General features: G+C 47.0%; 13 protein-coding genes. 8 read left to right on the top strand and 5 right to left on the bottom strand.

Features of this window, described 5'->3' with window-relative positions; genetic code table 11:
- Entirely contained in the window at positions 1-615 is a 615-nt protein-coding gene (locus MY9_RS02075) for a non-oxidative hydroxyarylic acid decarboxylases subunit B (protein WP_050982287.1), read from the bottom strand.
- 89 nt (positions 616-704) lie between these two features.
- Here MY9_RS02075 and bsdA point away from each other — a divergent pair, with 89 nt between their 5' ends.
- The 6 genes from bsdA (at position 705) to MY9_RS02045 (ending at position 5,496) form a co-directional block, all read left to right on the top strand.
- Entirely contained in the window at positions 705-1,577 is an 873-nt protein-coding gene (gene bsdA / locus MY9_RS02070) for a transcriptional regulator BsdA (protein ID WP_014662756.1), read from the top strand.
- A gap of 115 nt (positions 1,578-1,692) precedes the next feature.
- Positions 1,693-2,499, top strand: coding sequence for a cystine ABC transporter substrate-binding lipoprotein TcyA (gene tcyA / locus MY9_RS02065; RefSeq protein WP_014662755.1), 807 nt, complete (start codon positions 1,693-1,695; stop codon positions 2,497-2,499).
- Positions 2,486-3,190, top strand: a complete 705-nt coding sequence (gene tcyB, locus MY9_RS02060) for a cystine ABC transporter permease TcyB (RefSeq protein WP_014662754.1) — start codon at positions 2,486-2,488, stop codon at positions 3,188-3,190. The genes tcyA and tcyB overlap by 14 nt, the downstream gene beginning before the upstream one ends.
- Positions 3,191-3,203: 13 nt before the next feature.
- Positions 3,204-3,947, top strand: a complete 744-nt coding sequence (gene tcyC / locus MY9_RS02055) for a cystine ABC transporter ATP-binding protein TcyC (RefSeq protein WP_014662753.1) — start codon at positions 3,204-3,206, stop codon at positions 3,945-3,947.
- 123 nt (positions 3,948-4,070) lie between these two features.
- Positions 4,071-4,718 carry a YczE/YyaS/YitT family protein gene (locus MY9_RS02050; protein ID WP_014662752.1) on the top strand — a complete coding sequence of 216 codons (648 nt, stop codon included), beginning with the start codon at positions 4,071-4,073 and terminating at the stop codon, positions 4,716-4,718.
- 103 nt (positions 4,719-4,821) lie between these two features.
- A complete protein-coding gene (locus tag MY9_RS02045) occupies positions 4,822-5,496 on the top strand; it encodes a 4'-phosphopantetheinyl transferase (RefSeq protein WP_014662751.1) in 675 nt (224 codons plus the stop codon).
- Here MY9_RS02045 and MY9_RS02040 read toward each other — a convergent pair.
- Complete coding sequence (locus MY9_RS02040; RefSeq protein ID WP_041521470.1) at positions 5,491-6,825, bottom strand: aminotransferase-like domain-containing protein; 1,335 nt, start codon at positions 6,823-6,825, stop codon at positions 5,491-5,493. The genes MY9_RS02045 and MY9_RS02040 overlap by 6 nt on opposite strands.
- A 123-nt stretch (positions 6,826-6,948) precedes the next feature.
- On the opposite strand from MY9_RS02040, the gene MY9_RS02035 reads away from it, so the two are divergent.
- Both MY9_RS02035 and MY9_RS02030 read left to right on the top strand, forming a co-directional pair.
- Positions 6,949-7,887, top strand: a complete 939-nt coding sequence (locus MY9_RS02035) for a DMT family transporter (protein WP_014662749.1) — start codon at positions 6,949-6,951, stop codon at positions 7,885-7,887.
- Between the two features lie 53 nt (positions 7,888-7,940).
- The gene (locus MY9_RS02030; RefSeq protein ID WP_014662748.1) at positions 7,941-8,498 is read left to right on the top strand and encodes a YcxB family protein; all 558 of its coding nucleotides are present in this window, start codon (positions 7,941-7,943) and stop codon (positions 8,496-8,498) included.
- 14 nt (positions 8,499-8,512) lie between these two features.
- On the opposite strand, the gene MY9_RS02025 is transcribed toward MY9_RS02030, so the two are convergent.
- The 3 genes from MY9_RS02025 to srfAC all read right to left on the bottom strand — a co-directional run bounded on the left by MY9_RS02025 (position 8,513) and on the right by srfAC (position 14,424).
- Positions 8,513-9,739: an MFS transporter gene (locus tag MY9_RS02025; protein ID WP_014662747.1), complete on the bottom strand. Its 1,227-nt coding sequence runs from the start codon at positions 9,737-9,739 to the stop codon at positions 8,513-8,515.
- 100 nt (positions 9,740-9,839) lie between these two features.
- Positions 9,840-10,568, bottom strand: coding sequence for a surfactin biosynthesis thioesterase SrfAD (srfAD, locus tag MY9_RS02020; protein WP_014662746.1), 729 nt, complete (start codon positions 10,566-10,568; stop codon positions 9,840-9,842).
- 28 nt (positions 10,569-10,596) lie between these two features.
- Positions 10,597-14,424 carry a surfactin non-ribosomal peptide synthetase SrfAC gene (srfAC, locus tag MY9_RS02015; protein WP_014662745.1) on the bottom strand — a complete coding sequence of 1,276 codons (3,828 nt, stop codon included), beginning with the start codon at positions 14,422-14,424 and terminating at the stop codon, positions 10,597-10,599.
- Positions 14,425-14,427: the final 3 nt, after the last annotated feature.

The raw sequence follows: 14,427 nt of genomic DNA, 5'->3' as shown, positions 1-14,427 counted from the left end.
TCAAGCTCCTCCTTTATGTTTTTCAATCCCATTCCAGCGCTTCGCTTCAGGAAGGCGAATGCCGAATTGGTCCAACGTTCTAAATACAATATGGTCAACCATTTCCTCTAAGCTGGTCGGCTGATTATAAAATGCCGGCATCGGAGGAAGAATGATTGTACCCATTTTCGTAAGCGCTAGCATATTTTCGAGATGAATTTGGTTCAAAGGCGTCTCTCTCGTTAAGAGGACGAGTTTTTTTCTCTCCTTGAGCATGACATCCGCCGCACGTGTCAGCAGATTATCCGCCATTCCGGTGCGAATGCTTGCGAGAGATTTCATGCTGCACGGCGCAACGATCATTCCATCGGTATCAAACGACCCGCTTGAAATGGCTGCCGCCTGGTCCTTATGTGAGTAAGTGTATGTGGCCAGCTGTTCTACTTCTTGTAAGGTATAGCCTGTTTCGTGTTTGATCGTGACGTTCGCCCAAGGAGACACAACGAGATGGGTTTCCACTTCGGCGGCCTTCAGCCACTGCAGCAGCCTGACCCCGAAAATCGCCCCTGTTGCCCCTGTCATTCCGACAACGAGTTTCACTTTGCCCCCTCCTTTACGCTTGAATTCTGCTTTCATTTCAATCATACTCCTGATATATCCATATGGAAAATATCTATAAAATCTATATTTAATACCTAAAAGGTATACTAAGGAGGCGCTTTCTTTTGGACATTCGCCAGCTTCGATACTTCATTACCATTGCCCAAGAACAGAAAATCACGTCCGCAGCCAAAAAGCTTCACATGGCGCAGCCGCCTTTAAGCAGGCAGCTCAAACAGCTGGAGGATGAGCTTGGTGTTGTTCTGTTTGATCGGAACAAGAAAAAACAAATGACGCTTACATATGAAGGAACTGTTTTTCTGAAAAGAGCAAAGGAGATTTTGCATAGGTTTGAAGATGCCGTCATCGAGGTACAGGAGCTGAAGGAGGAGGTAGCCGGCACGCTAGCCGTGGGTTCAACAATTTATTGCGCGGCTCTGATGCTTGAAAAAGTCACACAGATCAAAGAGAGATACCCCCATCTCACCTTTAATATTTGGGAAAATGAGCCTGCGACACTGTTGGAACTGCTGGAAAGCCGGCAAATCGATGCGGCGGTCACGACAACACTGATCAAAAGTGACAGAGTACAATTCAAGCAGCTTGATGACATTCCATGTGTGCTCGTGCTTTCAGATGAAGCCGGATATCCGTGCGGAGACACGATTAAAATGGAGGACATTCCTTCGTTTCCGCTGATACTGCTCCGGCCTGTTAACGGAAAAGGCGTTTATAATCAGGTCATGAATGAATTTCATCGTTTGAACCTGAAGCCGAGCATTGTTTGTGAATGCCATGACTCTGCAACTTTGCTCAGCCTCGTGTCATCCGGATTAGGCGCATCCATTCTGCCTGTCACAATGATTCCCGTTCATATGCGAAATCACGTTCACACCGTCCATATCGAAAATAATCCCTTCATTATGACGCCTGCTGTCATGTGGAGAACGGACAGTTATTTGCCTAAACCGGCACAGCAATTTTTGGATTTATTTTAAAAGATTTTGTCTTATGAAAACCAAATACTTGACTCATACTAAAAAAAAGTTATCCTTTAGATTTGTAAGCTAATTTTTTATTTCAATAAAATCAACCAGAAAAGTGGGGAATAAGATGAAAAAAGCATTATTGGCTTTATTCATGGTCGTAAGTATTGCAGCTCTTGCAGCTTGCGGAGCAGGAAATGACAATCAGTCAAAAGATAATGCCAAAGATGGCGATCTTTGGGCTTCAATCAAGAAAAAAGGTGTGCTCACAGTCGGAACGGAAGGAACATATGAGCCGTTCACTTACCACGACAAAGACACTGACAAGCTGACTGGCTATGATGTCGAAGTCATCACAGAAGTCGCAAAACGCCTCGGGCTGAAAGTCGATTTTAAAGAAACACAATGGGACAGCATGTTTGCCGGCCTGAATTCCAAACGGTTTGACGTTGTTGCCAACCAAGTCGGAAAAACAGATCGTGAAGACAAATATGATTTCTCAGATAAATACACAACATCAAGAGCCGTTGTCGTGACGAAAAAAGACAACAACGATATTAAGTCTGAAGCAGATGTAAAAGGAAAAACGTCAGCTCAATCACTGACAAGCAACTATAACAAATTAGCTACGAATGCCGGCGCTAAAGTAGAAGGCGTTGAGGGCATGGCACAAGCTCTTCAAATGATCCAGCAAGGCCGCGTCGATATGACTTACAACGATAAGCTTGCCGTATTGAACTACTTAAAAACATCCGGCAACAAAAACGTAAAAATCGCGTTTGAAACAGGCGATCCACAGGAAACGTATTTCACGTTCCGTAAAGGAAGCGGCGAGGTTGTTGATCAAGTCAACAAAGCATTAAAAGAAATGAAAGAGGACGGGACTCTTTCTAAAATTTCTAAAAAATGGTTCGGCGAAGATGTTTCTAAATAATCTGCCGGCATTGACGCTTGGCACGGCGATCCCGTGGGATCTGGTGCAGCAGTCATTCTGGCCGATACTTTCAGGGGGAATCTACTATACGATTCCCCTTACGATTCTTTCCTTTATATTTGGAATGATCCTGGCGCTGATTACGGCGCTTGCCAGAATGTCGAAAGTGAGACCTTTGAGATGGGTGTTCAGCGTATATGTATCCGCAATACGCGGCACTCCTCTTCTCGTTCAATTGTTCATCATTTTCTATCTGTTCCCGGCCTTTAACATCACATTAGATCCATTTCCAAGCGCAGTTATCGCCTTTTCATTAAACGTCGGCGCCTATGCATCTGAAATCATCCGGGCATCTATTTTATCCGTGCCGAAAGGGCAATGGGAGGCCGGCTACACAATCGGCATGACACATCAGAAAACGCTGTTCCGCGTCATACTGCCGCAGGCGTTTCGTGTGTCGATCCCGCCATTATCCAATACTTTTATCAGCCTGATTAAAGATACATCCCTCGCCTCCCAAATTCTGGTCGCTGAGCTGTTCAGAAAAGCCCAGGAAATCGGCGCGCGGAATCTTGATCAAATTTTAGTGATCTATATTGAAGCAGCCTTTATTTATTGGATTATCTGCTTCCTGCTTTCACTCGTCCAGCATGTCATCGAACGGCGTCTTGACCGCTACGTGGCCAAATAAGGAGGTTCCGAGTATGCTTACCGTTAAGGGATTAAACAAATCATTCGGTGAAAATGAAATTTTAAAAAAGATAGATATGAAGATTGAAAAAGGAAAAGTCATCGCCATACTTGGGCCTTCAGGTTCAGGGAAAACGACGCTGCTCCGCTGCCTGAACGCGCTGGAGATTCCGAATCGCGGAGAGCTTGCATTTGATGATTTCTCCATCAATTTCTCCAAAAAGGTGAAACAGGCGGATATCCTAAAGCTTCGCCGAAAATCCGGAATGGTATTTCAGGCGTATCACTTGTTCCCGCACCGCACAGCCCTCGAAAACGTGATGGAGGGCCCTGTTCAGGTGCAAAAACGGAACAAAGAGGAAGTCAGAAAAGAAGCGATCCAGCTTCTTGATAAAGTCGGATTGAAGGACAAAATGGATTTATATCCGTTCCAGCTTTCCGGCGGACAGCAGCAGCGCGTGGGCATCGCCCGCGCACTGGCGATTCAGCCTGAGCTCATGCTGTTTGACGAACCGACCTCAGCGCTTGATCCGGAGCTCGTCGGAGAGGTGCTGAAGGTTATCAAGGACTTAGCCAATGAAGGCTGGACCATGGTCGTGGTGACCCACGAAATCAAGTTCGCGCAGGAGGTTGCTGATGAAGTCATCTTCATCGACGGCGGTGTAATCGTGGAGCAAGGACCGCCGGAGCAAATTTTCTCCGCCCCAAAAGAAGAACGGACACAGCGGTTCTTGAACCGGATTTTGAATCCGCTGTAATAAGAAAAACAGGGCGCCTGCGGCGGCCCTGTTTTTTTGTTGAGCTCCTTTCGCCTATTCCGCCCTTCTGTCAGATGTGCTACAATGACAATCGACTGATTTTTACGAAAGAAGGGACCTCACGTGAAGCAAGAACTTGTTCTGCGCTGGACATTTTATTTTGCCGGTTTGATCATTTTGGCTTTTGGTGTATCCCTGACGATAGAAGGAAAAGCACTCGGCATTAGTCCGTGGGATGCATTTCATTACAGCCTGTTTCAGCACTACGGGCTTACCGTCGGCCAGTGGTCCATCATTATTGGAGCGCTCATCGTCGGATTAACGTCATTGTTCACGAGGGCTTGGCCAAAAATTGGAGCGATCCTGAATATGGTGCTCATCGGTGTATTTATAGACTTTTTCAATTTTCTTCTGCCTGCTCCCTCGACCTACACGGGCTCCGTCATCGTCTTCTCTCTCGGCGTGGTGCTGATCGGTTACGGCGTCGGTGTTTATGTATCAGCAGGCCTTGGCGCGGGGCCGCGTGATTCACTGATGATGCTGATTACAGAAAAAACCGGCTGGAATGTGCAATGGGTGCGGAACGGCATGGAATTAACTATTTTGTTTGCGGCATGGGGCATGGGCGGCCCGATCGGTTTTGGCACCATTTTGACCGCCATCCTCACCGGACTCATTTTGCGCTTTTCACTACCCCAGTCAATCCAGCTGCTGAATTATGCCGTGGCAAGGCGGACAGCCGCTGTGAAAGCATCTCCGCCTATACACTAAAACAAAGCCGTCTTGGCTTTGTTTTTTATTTTCTCCTCTATATGAGTCTTGTTGATGTATGATAGGATGGTTTTGACAATCTTTTGCAGACGGAGGACCTAGAATGAAGATTTACGGAATTTATATGGACCGCCCGCTTTCACAGGAAGAGACTGAACGGTTCATGTCTTTCATATCGCCTGAAAAACGGGAGAAATGCCGGAGATTTTATCATAAAGAAGATGCACACCGCACCCTGCTGGGAGATGTGCTTGTTCGTTCAGTCATAAGCGGGCAGTATCAGTTGGACAAATCTGATATCCGCTTTAGCGCGCAGGAATACGGGAAGCCCTGCATCCCTGATCTTCCTGACGCCCATTTCAACATTTCTCATTCCGGCCGCTGGGTCATTGGTGCGTTTGATTCACAGCCCATCGGCATCGATATTGAAAAAATGAAACCGATCAGCCTTGAGATCGCCAAGCGCTTCTTTTCAAAAACAGAGTACAGCGACCTTTTAGCCAAAAACAAGGACGAGCAAACAGACTATTTTTATCATCTATGGTCAATGAAAGAAAGCTTTATCAAACAGGAGGGCAAGGGGTTATCACTACCGCTTGATTCCTTTTCAGTGCGCCTGCATCAGGACGGAGAAGTATCCATTGAGCTTCCGGACAGCCATTCCCCCTGCTATATCAAAACGTATGATATCGATCCCGGCTACAAAATGGCTGTATGCGCCGCGCACCCTGATTTCCCTGAGGATATCACAATGGTCTCGTACGAAGCGCTTTTATAAATGGCTCATCAACAGCTTGACACCGCGATCAATATCTTCCGTTTTCACATTGGATATATTGATTTTTAATAGATTTTCTTTTTGATAACCTGATAAATAATGACGGTCTATCGCCTCAAGGTGAACCCCTTGTTTTTTCAGTCTATGAATCACTCTTGAGGCCGGTAGATCCACAGGAAGCACCAGATGGGTGTGCATACAGGGTGCCTGGCCGCCTGAAAACGTAAAGCGGCCGCTTCCCAGCTGCCTGTGGGTTTGAATGGCTTGATGAAGCCTCAGTGATCGCTCCTTATAGGAATCTCTGATTTTCTCCTTGTGCCTGCCATACATACCGCTTTTCAGATAAATCTCCAATGCCGCTTGAGAAATCATCGAACAGTCGATGTCGTTCAGCTTTTTGTACGCATGAAACTTGTCAGTCAGTGCTTCGGGCAAAACAGCCGCCCCCACGCGAAGGCCGGGAAACATCATTTTCGAGAAGCTTTTTAAATAAATGACATGTGAGGACAGGTCATATGCGTGCAGCGGATCTGCCTTTTTATTTTCCTCCAAATCACCGAGATAATCATCCTCAACGAGATAGACATCATACGCTTCTGCCAGTCTTACAAGCTCCTGTTTATCACGCTCTGACAAAGAGCAGCCAAGCGGATTATGGAAGCGGGGCATCGTATAAAAAAATTTGATCGATTCTGTTTGAAACAGCCGCTCAACCTCGGTTAAATTGAGCCCCTCTTCCGTTCGTTTCACTCCGATGGCGGGAATTCCAAGCGTCTCAAGCTGTTCGACCATCAAATGGTAGCCCGGCTGTTCAATGGCGATCTTCTCTTTCCCATTTGGAAACGGCATGGCACAAAGCAAGGATAACGCCTGCTGGACACCTGAAGTAATGAAAATGTGCCGTTCATCCGCAAATACCTGCTGATTGGCCAAGAGCTTTCGGAGTACACGGATGAGTGATGGAAGCCCCTTTGGCGTCCCATAAATAAACAAATCGTTTTTATATGTATCAATCGCTTTGTTGATGCAGTGCTGAAAATCAAGATACGGAAACACATCTGGATCTGGCGCAGATGTGGCAAAGTCGATTCGGCCAGGCTGCGCGCTTTTTGATTTCCCCGTCTTTTTCACAATATAATAGCCGCTTTTCGGAACGGAATAGATAAGGTGGCGCTTTTCCAGCTCCTGCAGCGCGCGGATCACTGTGCTTTTGCTGACTTGGTAGCGGGCGGACAGCTGACGGATAGATGGAAGCCTGTCTCCTTCTTGATAGGCGGTGCTTTGCATCATCTCCTCTATCCTCGTTAATAGACACATATATTTCTCCATGTCTTCTCCTCCTGTTTTGTACCGGTACAGTTCATTGTTTTTCTCATTGTACCGTGCTGACCGCGGCCATACAATAAAGGGAGCGACCGGCGCTGCAATTCGGGTAAAGGAGCACCTCCCATTATGGTTAAACATCAGCAAGCCTCCGCTTATATAGCGGCTGTTTTCTATTCGGTTATTATCGGTTTATCCTTTCTATTCGTAAAAATCGCACTGCAAACAGCAGAGCCGTTTGATATTCTGGCGCACCGGTTCACCATTGCGTTTGCTGCGGCCACTGTACCTGTCTTATTCGGCTGGGTAAAGCTTTCAATCCGCGTAAAGGACGTCATTGCCATTTTGCCGCTCGCCCTGCTGTATCCCGCGCTATTTTTCAGCTTTCAGGCATTCGGCCTTGTGTACTCTTCCTCATCTGAAGCGGGGGTTATTCAGGCAGCCATTCCGATTTTCACGATGGTGTTTGCCGCTTATGTTTTAAAAGAACGCCCGACGTGGATGCAAAAGGGGTTCACGGTTTTATCCGTTGCCGGTGTCATGTTTATTTTTGTGATGAAAGGCGTTGACGTGGAATCAGCCAGCTTAAAAGGGTCTTTGCTGATACTGTTGTCCGCCTTGTCTTCAGCGATGTACAATACCGCTGCCAGAAAAATGACGCAGCGGTTCAAGCTGACCGAGCTTACCTACATCATGTCTGCCATCGGTTTTGTCGTCTTCAACGCCATTGCCCTTGTGCGCCACGGAGCGGCGGGAACAGTCGGCACTTATTTTCAGCCATTCCGGGAGCCCGGCTTCGTTCTCTCTATTGTGTATTTGGGCGTGCTGTCTTCACTTGTCACTTCATTCTTGTCTAACTATACGCTGTCACGGATTGAGGCGTTTAAAATGAGTGCTTTTAATCATGTATCTACTATCGTAACGATGATTGCAGGAGTGGTGATTCTAAACGAAAGCCTTGCCTGGTATCACTTTGCCGGAGCAGTTTGTATTATGATTGGCGTGCTGGGGAGCAATACCAATCTGCAGAAAAAAACAAAGCGCTCTGGTATGCCTGCAAAAAAATGAGAAATTATGCTAGACTGAAAGGAAAAACATGGTTAGAGGTGTAGGTTTACCGTATGATTCAATATGCTAGTGAAAGTATCATTCTTCCAGGAGAAATCACTTTTAAGGATGTAAGAGAAATCTTTTTTTATCAAATCGCAAAAATGTCATGCTTTTACTTTCTGTTGTGTTGCGCCATATTTGCTGCAGTTAACTTCATTAACGGATGGCCCCGTATCGTTTATGGCAGTGACGCGCTTAACTTGTTTATGAACAGTATGTTGATTATCGCGATGTCCGTTCTGTTTACACTGCTGCTTCTCCTTCTTCTATATGTGAAGTTTTCCAGAGCATACAAGAAGAACGAACGGATGAAATCCAAAAGAACATATACTGTGAATCAAGAAGGAATTCGTATAAGTTCTAAAAAATATGACCTCATTTTCAATTGGAATGAAATCACAGCTGTTTTCGAGTATAAGAATATCTTCCGCATCAATACATCCAGCAGCCAATATATTGCGATACCAAAACATTTTTTTCATTCCGAAGTGGAGATGAACAGATTCAAGGAGATTATCCTTAAAAATACCGAAACAAAAAAACTCAAATTTAAAAAGGATCGGCATTGATAGTGCCGGTTCTTTTATATTGATTGATGGGTTTCTTTTGCCTTTTGTTTATCGAAAAACGGCACAAGCTCTATTACAGCCGATACACCTACAAACACGATACACACAGCAACAATCAGCAGATAATCATGAGTCATGTCAAAAAACAAACCGCCCGTATACACACTGAGAGCCCCGGCAACCTGATGGATAAAGAAATTGATGCCTAACAGCGAACCGATCAATCCTGTTTGATAGCTTTCTGAAATTGACGCCGCGGTCAGCGGGATCACGCCTGTGTAACTGAGTCCAAATAACAGGATAAAGCCAAAATACCAAAGTTCGCTGTGATGAATTCCGAAAATGGGGATGAGCAGGCAAATCAGGCTGAGCAGCCGGATGAAAAATAAGATGAATAGCATGATGCTTCTGCTGCCGAGGAGATCTGACAGCCAGCCCGCCAATAATCCGCCAATGATAATAAACGCCCCGAACGCAGCCATCATTCCGTTAACATGAGAGACATGCGCATCCTTCAGTATCGGGACAAGGTGAGCATCAATGATTCCCATCGTAAATCCGCAAGTAAACACCCCGAAGTACAGGATATGAATGAGGCGAGACTGCTTCATCACGTTCCAAAATCCCCGCCAGTCATAAGATTTTTTCACTGACTGCACTTGTGCATGTGGCGGATGCTTCATCCCGAAGGCGAGGAGCGGCAGCAGAACAGCCGCCATGACGATTCCCAAAATGGTATAGGTGTTCTGCCAGCCGGCATGGTACGGAGCCGCTGCCCAAATGGGCGAGAGAAGGAGCAAGCCCGCAGAGTTGGCATTGGTCAAAATAGCAAGCGCCAGACCTTTGTGTGTGTCAAACCAGCGGCTGATGAAATACTGGGTCGTCACGCCGACCGCACAGGAATAGCCGATCCCGCCAAGCACACCGTAAATAGCGGAAAACACATGAACATTTGGTGAATACGGAAGCACCAAAAAGCTAGCGCTGATGCAAACAGCCCCCAGCGCCATAATTTTTCTGACACTGAACCGGTCGATAAAAAAACCGACAAAAAACTGGACGATGCCGGTTGTGATCATAAAAATGCTGACAGAAACCGAGATCAGCGACCTGTCGGCATGGAAGGCATCCGCCATTGGAAGCATAAAAAATTGAAAGGAGTTTCTGAATGAGTTCATTCCGATGGCGAAAACAAACGTAAACAGCAATACAAACCATTTCATCCTGGGAGACGTGCGCATGTTTTGACCTGCCTTTATCTGAGTATTTCGACTATTATACCATGCGAAAATTGTCATTCCACACTAAAAAAGCGGAACAGCCTGAGCTGTCCGCTTTTGATCACGATTGAATGATCGGATGCTGATTCAAGATTGCAAAAATCCGTTCTGCGACTTCTTCCGTTTGTGACAGCAGGAACATGTGGCCGCCGTCAAATTGATGGAATGTGATGTCTTTCGTCCACTTCTTCCAGCCTTCCGCATCTCGAATGCATTTTTTATCATCAAGCCCGTTAAAGACATGAACAGGCGATTGGATCGGGGCCAGATCGTGAAGCACAAATTGTTCAAGCGCCCTGTAGTCCGATCGGAAGGAAGGCAGGAAAAAGGACATGACCTCCTTATTTTCAACAAGCTCTGCGGGCATTCCGCCTAATTTGATAATATGATCAAGGAATTGATCATCAGGCAGATGGGACACTTTCTTCCGCTGAATATGAGGCGGCTGTATCGCAGAAATGATAACGGCCTGTGGAAAGATGCCTTCCCGCTCAAGCTTTTGCGCCAGCCTGAAGGTGATCATGCCGCCCATACTGTGTCCGAACAGCACAAACGGCCGATCAGGGCCCAGGTTCAGTTCTTGCTTGTACAAATCCGTCAGCTCTTCGAGATCCTCAATTGCTGTCGTTTGATTCGTGCCGTGTCCCGGCGGCTCAGCAGCAAGCATCTCACACTCCCCCTGCAAAAAAGCATGGAGAGGGCGAAACGACGCTGAGTAGCCGCCGGCAAACGGAAAACAGATGAGCTGCGTTTTTTCCGACGCATCAAATGATTTGAAGAGTTGGCTCATTGGCTGTCTCCTCCTTTCATCACTTCATTTAAGAAACCGTTACGGTTTGTGTATTAAGAAATTCGAGCAAAATTACGGCATTCCTATCTAGCGTTTCGCCCTGCAGCATTTCTGCGTGTGTTCCGAAGCCTCTTTTCACACGATAAACACCTGTTGTTGCCTCTTCCCATGATGCAAGCCATTCCGGCATGTCAAAATCAGTGCCTGAAGTCAGCAGATCAATATCTGCTTTCACCTGGCCTGTGCTGATCAGGCTGACGTAGTATGAGTAAAAGGCATGTGTTTTTTGCTTAAGTCCTTGTTTGACGGCTTCGCTGTTGAGCGCTTCATTGTCCCGGTTTACATTCATCAACGCTTCGACATCACTTTCAACCGTGCGTCCGTCCAGATCACTGACACCTTGTTTTTTATAGGAATCCACCATGATGATCCGCTGAACAATACGGCCTTGTTCCTCAAGCTTTTTGGCAGCTTCAAACGCCAGGCTGCATCCTGCTGAATATCCAAACAAAGTCAAAGGCCCTTCCGGCTGAAGCTTCTGGATCAAATCCGCATAGCGGTCAAGGCGATTTTCTTCTTCAATGAAGTCAAAGGCGCACAGCTTGTATGACGGCAAGCGGGCGGCCAGATTTTGGTACATGAGGCCATAGCCCAAGACTGGAGGAAATGCGAAAATGATCTGCTCCCGATCGGGATTCATTATCGTTACATCCTGCAATCCATCTGAGCCCCCGTTTTTCAAAAACGCTGAAATACCGGCGATTGTCGGCGCTTCAAACAAAACCTTTACCGGAAGATCAATCCCGAGCTCCTTCTTGATGCGGGAGGCGGCGGTCATTGCCTTCAAGGAATGTCCTCCGAGCACAAAGAAATCGTCATGAATGCCGACTTGTTTTCTGCCGAGAACCTCAGACCAGATTTGCGCGATTGTTTCTTCCATCTCGTTTCGCGGTCCGATCCATTCTTCCGCCAGCTGATCCTGATCAGGTTTTGGCAGCAGCCGTTTATTGACTTTCCCGTTTGTCGTTAAAGGAAGCTCATCCAAGAAAGTAAAGGTTTGCGGCACCATGTAAGCAGGAAGCTGTTTTTTCAGGTGCGCCTTTACGCCTTCAGTTGAAAGCTGCGTCCGGGTCACCAGGTAGGCGTTGATTGATGCATCGCCAGACTCAGGGCAGTCCGCAACAACGACCGCATCTTTCACTCCCGGGTATTCCTGCAGCTGCTTTTCAATTTCTTCAAGCTCAATCCGGTGTCCCCGTATTTTGACCTGATCGTCAATACGGCCGGCGTATTCAATCGTTCCATCCGGCAGCCAGCGTGCTAAATCCCCTGTGCGGTAAAGCATTTCTTTCGGCTTAAACGGGTTCTTGATAAACTTTTGCTTCGTGAGGTCAGCACGATTTACATATCCTTTTGACACGCCCATTCCGCTGATGCACAGTTCACCGATCGCCCCGAATGGCTGGAGCTGTCTTTGCTCATTCAGAATATAAATACTGGCATTGCTGATCGGCTTTCCGATCGGCAATGAGGAGATGGAATCCGGTATATCATGCACGACGTGAGCAGTCGCAAACACTGTTCCCTCAGTCGGCCCGTAGCAGTTAATCAGCTTGCCCGGCCCCATGACCCGCAGCGCTTTCCTGACGTGCGGAACAGATGCGCGCTCTCCGCCGAATAATACACAGCGAAGCCCCTTCATCCAATCCTCTCCCGCATCTGTGAGAAGATTAAACAGCGCAGTTGTGGCAAACATGACATTGACATTCTCCTTCTTGATCAGATCAGTGAGCCGTTCTGTATCAAGCAGCGTATGTTCATCTGCGATAATGAGCCGTGCCGCATTCAGTATGGAAGCGTAGAAATCAAAGGTAAATGCGTCGAAGGCGTAATTCGAAACAGATAAGAACGTATCTTTTTCAGAAAATGCCATGTAGTCTACATGCTTGACCAACCCTTGAATATTGGCATGAGTGGTCATATTGCCCTTTGGCTTTCCGGTTGTGCCGGACGTGTACATGATATATGCCGGATCATCGGGATCAATTGCGGTGGCAGGATCGCTTTCCTTTTCCTCAAACCGTGTTTGATCATCGATGACGAGCGTTGTGCCTGTATACGGCAGCTGAGCCGCTTGTTCTTTCATCTCCTGATGTGTCAGCAGACAGGCTGCCGCACTGTCAGCCAGCATATACGAGATTCGGTCCTCTGGCAGCTTCGGGTCAACCGGCAGATAAGCCGCTCCCGCCTTTAATACACCGAGAATGCCGATCACCAGTTCAAGTGAGCGCTTCGTGTACAGCGCTACAACGGAGCCTTTGCCCGCACCGTGTTTTTGCAAACGGTGCGCAAGGCGGTTCGCTTCCTGATCTAATTCGCGATAAGACAGGGTCTGGCCGGAATACGTAAGCGCCGGCGCATTCGGATTGAGATTCACCGCTTCCTTAAACCAATCGGTCAGGGGCTTTGTCTCATGAGTTTGAGCCGGCGGGTTTAAGCCTGTAAGCAAAAATTCTCTCTCCCTGTCGTCAACGAGGTTGATCGTGCTGACAGGCTGTTCGGGATTCTGGATGAGCTGCTGAATTGCTGTGAGAAGCTGAGATTTCAAGCGCAGGATAAACGCCTCATCAAACACATTCTCATTATAAGCAAGCTTAATCAGCATCTCTTCACCTGGAGAAGCCATTAGGTTGAGATCATAATTCGACTTCTCAAAAACATGAACATCCACCATATCAAAGCCGTTTTCACTGCTTTCTTCATTTTTCGCATCCTGAAGCGGATAGTTCTCAAAAACAATGATGTGGTCAATCAGTTTCGGCTGATCGGCCTGGCTTTGGATGTCATAAAGCGGCACATATTGATGCGGCTCGGACTGCAGCGATTGCTCCTGCAGCTGCTTGAGCAAGCCGGTAAATGTGATATCCTTAGACAGCTTCACACGTCTCGGGACAACGTTGATAAACAGTCCAACCATATGTTCAACGCCTTTAATTTCCGCGGGACGCCCGGAAACGACTGTACCAAACGTTAAATCGCCAGACTGCTGATAGCGGCTGATCAATACGCTCCAGACTGCCTGCAGCGCCGTGCTTAAAGTGGTATGCTGCGATTTTGCAAGCTCGGTAAAGGCCTTTGTTTCCGCCTTCGGCAATGAAAAGAGCAGCTCTTTCGGCTCATAGCCGTCCTTTTGTTTCTTTCTTTGCTCCGCAAACGTCGTTTGTCCCTCAACATCCTCTAAGTACTCGCGCCAGTAACGCAGTGATGCGTGTTTATCCTGCTTTTCAAGCCACTTGATATAGTCTTTATACGGTTTGACTGGCGGCAGGTTGTACGGCTTTTGTTCGCGCAGAGCATTGTATACTTTAAATAGATCTTGTACGACGATGCCGAAGCACCAGCCGTCCAAAATAATGTGGTGGTAGCTCCACACCCATTCAAAGCTTTCTTCAGCTTTTTTGAAAACAGCTGCCCGCATCGGAATATCCCGCGTCAAATCAAAGCCTCTGATCTTATCCTGTTCCTTGTATTCATTGATTTTGGCTGTTTGCTCGCTGCCCGTTAAGTGTGTCAGATCGATTTCTTCTATATGGAACTGCCGTTTTTTCAATACGACTTGGACAGGCCTTTTTACTTTTTCGTGAATGAACACGGTACGAAATACATCGTACCGGTCCATGATCACATTCATGCTTTCTTCAAGACATTTGATATTCAAGCTGCCTTTTACTTTCATCGTGATCTGTTCAAGGTAAAAGCTTTGGCCGGGATTCAGGATGGCATGAAAAAGCATCCCTTCCTGCATCGGCGATAGGTAATACATATCTTGAACCTGATCCTTGCTAAATTGACTCATATG

This window comes from Bacillus sp. JS, from assembly GCF_000259365.1.
Classification (GTDB): domain Bacteria; phylum Bacillota; class Bacilli; order Bacillales; family Bacillaceae; genus Bacillus; species Bacillus stercoris.
This window is presented reverse-complemented; position numbering and strand designations above follow the sequence as displayed.

Coding starts and splice junctions, on each gene's coding strand:
- tcyC (WP_014662753.1), top strand. CDS start 3,204: ATGCTTACCGTTAAGGGATTAAACAAATCATTCGGTGAAAATGAAATT.
- MY9_RS02025 (WP_014662747.1), bottom strand. CDS start 9,739: ATGCGCACGTCTCCCAGGATGAAATGGTTTGTATTGCTGTTTACGTTT.
- srfAD (WP_014662746.1), bottom strand. CDS start 10,568: ATGAGCCAACTCTTCAAATCATTTGATGCGTCGGAAAAAACGCAGCTC.
- MY9_RS02040 (WP_041521470.1), bottom strand. CDS start 6,825: ATGGAGAAATATATGTGTCTATTAACGAGGATAGAGGAGATGATGCAA.
- tcyA (WP_014662755.1), top strand. CDS start 1,693: ATGAAAAAAGCATTATTGGCTTTATTCATGGTCGTAAGTATTGCAGCT.
- MY9_RS02075 (WP_050982287.1), bottom strand. CDS start 615: ATGAAAGCAGAATTCAAGCGTAAAGGAGGGGGCAAAGTGAAACTCGTT.
- srfAC (WP_014662745.1), bottom strand. CDS start 14,424: ATGAGTCAATTTAGCAAGGATCAGGTTCAAGATATGTATTACCTATCG.
- tcyB (WP_014662754.1), top strand. CDS start 2,486: ATGTTTCTAAATAATCTGCCGGCATTGACGCTTGGCACGGCGATCCCG.
- MY9_RS02035 (WP_014662749.1), top strand. CDS start 6,949: ATGGTTAAACATCAGCAAGCCTCCGCTTATATAGCGGCTGTTTTCTAT.
- MY9_RS02045 (WP_014662751.1), top strand. CDS start 4,822: ATGAAGATTTACGGAATTTATATGGACCGCCCGCTTTCACAGGAAGAG.
- MY9_RS02030 (WP_014662748.1), top strand. CDS start 7,941: ATGATTCAATATGCTAGTGAAAGTATCATTCTTCCAGGAGAAATCACT.